We start from the raw sequence: 2,168 nt of genomic DNA on the forward strand, positions 1-2,168 counted from the left end.
TCTTGCCTCATACCTTGTGTAGCCATTTGTTGGTTATACTTTCCTACACCCATACCATATCTACTATTAGAAGATATAAATCCTGTATTTGTGCCAAGCTTAGCAACACTTCCACCTGGAGCATAGAAAGCTACATTTTGGAAACTATTTTGCACAAAATTATTAGCAGTATTTATCACACCTACAGTTCTCATACCATTGACACCACCTGCTGCATAACCTGCTGCCGCACTTGCATCTCCCATATCAACTCTATAGCCACCATATACATTAAGGCTACTATCAAAGCTTCCGCTATATTGTCCATCTGCACTAGTGGTAAGGTTAAAGCTTCTACCATTGACACTACCTCGTAAGCTATGGCTTGAGATAACTGCTTGCATTCTATTTGCTCTTTCTACAGGATTCCTTGCACTTAAGACACTAGCTATTTGTGCTTGTGAAGCTCCTGCATCAGTAAGGATATTGCTTGGGTAGAATTTTCTTAGGTTTTATTATCTAGCGACTCAGGTTTCCAAATATTGTGTTTAAATATACCAAGTATTGTAATAGTATCTTGGCTTATGGCAAAGACTACTACATAGCCTTTATATATCAAATCTCTTATATTTTTGTCTTGTAAAATTGGATTTTGTCTAAAACGATAAGGCATTTGTGCGATAGTTTCGATTTTTTGTTTTAAAGTGCTAGAAAATTCATCAGCTCTTGTTTGATTGTCTTGTGCAATAAAAGATACAATGTTTGCTAGCTGTTCTATAAATTCACTAGAGTAACAAACTACCACTTAATGCCTTTTTGTGTCATTATTTCTTGTGTTTGAGAATCTGAGTGCAGGGTAAGGGTATGATTTTTGTATTGCGTGTAAATTTCATAGAGCCTTAGTGTATCTTCTGCGGAAAGAAAAGTTTCTTGGATAATAGCTTGAGGATCTATAGAGTATAAAAAAGTTTTTAGAGTTTCGATTTCTTGTATCGAAGCGTTAGTTTGTATACTTAGTGTTGTCATCGCTTTATCCTTATTTTGAGTATTTATATTAATATTATAAGAAAAAAGATTAAAACTTCTTTTTTGTATAAATATTAAATACGCTTTTTCATGTTGTATAAAGGGTTAGTAAGTGTTATTTCCCTATCAAGTTTCATACGCCATTAAAGAGGAAAAACTATACAGCAAGCTAAGCCACAGCTGCCAAGCCACCACTCCACTATCTAGTTTGCCAACCACTCTTAGCACTTCCAAGCCACCACTTCCCACTTTTTTTGCTGACTACCACCCACCAAATCACCTTTTCTTTACTGGCACTCTCCACACATTCCATATCTCTATTTGAAACCACCTATATTTTCTGTTATAATCCACACAGAAATTAAAACTAAGGAGGACACTATGGCTAGCAATATAGCAAGTGCAGCAATGTGGGCAGCAGTATTCACACCCACTGCAGATGAAATCGCAAAAGAAATCGTAGCAGAAGAGGCTAGATTAAGAGAAATAGAGGAAAAAGCATACTGGGAAGCATATTGGAAGGCTTGGGATAGAGCAGTGAAAGAAGGGGTTATCGAGAGATTGAGAGACCCTAATGATGAATTTACATTTACAGGAAAAACATATCCTGAAGTAACTAATGAGATGTGGGCTGATTATCTCGAAAGAGGTGAGCTCAAGCTTTTAGCACCACTTAAAGAGCCCACAGGGATTGCTTTTATGTGGGTTGATGAAACAAGGGAAGAGGCTCAAAGAGAAGGGTATAAGGTAATGATAGAAAAATTCAAGAAAGAAGTTGAAAGGGGAACATATAGGGTTGTAGTATAAATTTAAGGAGCAATTCCCTCATTCACACTTTTTGTCATTCCTCCTCCCCCAAGTCCCTTAGTATCTCCTAAGGCTGTTCCTCGTTCTTGCCTCATACCTTGTGTAGCCATTTGTTGGTTATACTTTCCTACACCCATACCATATCTACTATTAGAAGATATAAATCCTGTATTTGTGCCAAGCTTAGCAACACTTCCACCTGGAGCATAGAAAGCTACATTTTGGAAACTATTTTGCACAAAATTATTAGCAGTATTTATCACACCTACAGTTCTCATACCATTGACACCACCTGCTGCATAACCTGCTGCCGCACTTGCATCTCCCATATCAACTCTATAGCCACCATATACATT

At 37.2% G+C, this 2,168-nt stretch carries 5 protein-coding genes; 1 reads left to right on the top strand and 4 read right to left on the bottom strand.

All coding sequences use genetic code 11. From position 1 onward, the window contains the following. From B9T66_RS08600 to B9T66_RS08610, 3 genes are all read right to left on the bottom strand, one after another. Nucleotides 1–383: hypothetical protein (locus B9T66_RS08600; RefSeq protein ID WP_143429127.1), on the bottom strand; the 383-nt coding region annotated here is incomplete at its 3' end. Between the two features lie 101 nt (nucleotides 384–484). After that, nucleotides 485–784 carry a type II toxin-antitoxin system RelE/ParE family toxin gene (locus B9T66_RS08605; protein WP_095628549.1) on the bottom strand — a complete coding sequence of 100 codons (300 nt, stop codon included), beginning with the start codon at nucleotides 782–784 and terminating at the stop codon, nucleotides 485–487. After that, the gene (locus B9T66_RS08610; protein WP_095628550.1) at nucleotides 778–1,005 is read right to left on the bottom strand and encodes a hypothetical protein; all 228 of its coding nucleotides are present in this window, start codon (nucleotides 1,003–1,005) and stop codon (nucleotides 778–780) included. Before B9T66_RS08610 ends, B9T66_RS08605 begins: the two co-directional genes overlap by 7 nt. 381 nt (nucleotides 1,006–1,386) lie before the next feature. Between B9T66_RS08610 and B9T66_RS09305 the strand changes: the two genes are divergently transcribed. Further along, nucleotides 1,387–1,812: a hypothetical protein gene (locus B9T66_RS09305; RefSeq protein ID WP_257874683.1), complete on the top strand. Its 426-nt coding sequence runs from the start codon at nucleotides 1,387–1,389 to the stop codon at nucleotides 1,810–1,812. 2 nt (nucleotides 1,813–1,814) lie between these two features. Here the strand turns inward: B9T66_RS09305 and B9T66_RS08620 are convergent. Further along, on the bottom strand, nucleotides 1,815–2,168 hold a 354-nt coding region (locus tag B9T66_RS08620), incomplete at its 5' end, for a hypothetical protein (RefSeq protein ID WP_219350231.1).

Source organism: Helicobacter sp. TUL (assembly GCF_002287135.1).
Classification (GTDB): domain Bacteria; phylum Campylobacterota; class Campylobacteria; order Campylobacterales; family Helicobacteraceae; genus Helicobacter_F.